General features: G+C 32.7%; 1 protein-coding gene. It reads left to right on the forward strand.

What is annotated here, in order from left to right; translation table 11 throughout:
* Positions 1–44 precede the first annotated feature (44 nt).
* A partial coding sequence (locus tag AC27IT_RS28405; RefSeq protein WP_487092362.1) for a polyprenyl synthetase family protein occupies positions 45–502 on the forward strand: 458 nt, incomplete at its 3' end.

Consider the following 502-nt stretch of genomic DNA (forward strand, 5'->3'; position numbering starts at 1 on the left):
TGTCGAACGATTCTTGCTTTTTTAATAAAATGATGGAATACATATTGCAATCTTCACAAGGGCAACATGATGATCTTAGTGATAAGCCGGTTACGGAAAACGAATGCCTTGATATGATCAAGCGCAAATCTGGTTCATTGACAGCTCTTTCATGTGTTTTGGGAACCATGCTCGCTACAGGTAAATTTAATCCTACTGTTGAATCTTATGCACTCCAATTGGGCATTGCTTTACAGATCGAAAATGATTATAGAGGTCTTTTCTATAATTCAAAAAGCGATATTGTGAAAAATAAGCGAACACTTGCTTATTTATACTTGAAAAGAAAATTTAATCAATCCTCAATTGATTTATTAAAAGTATTTGAAAATGAGGATAAAATTGCCGATATAGAAATAAAATGTTATAAAGAAAAATTGAAGGAAGCTGGTGTTCCCCAATATATGTATGTCATGATTCAGCTTGCTATTCAGAAATTTAGAAGAGGAATAGCTGAGTTAGA

The sequence above is a fragment of the Brevibacillus sp. YAE8 genome (assembly GCF_057543335.1).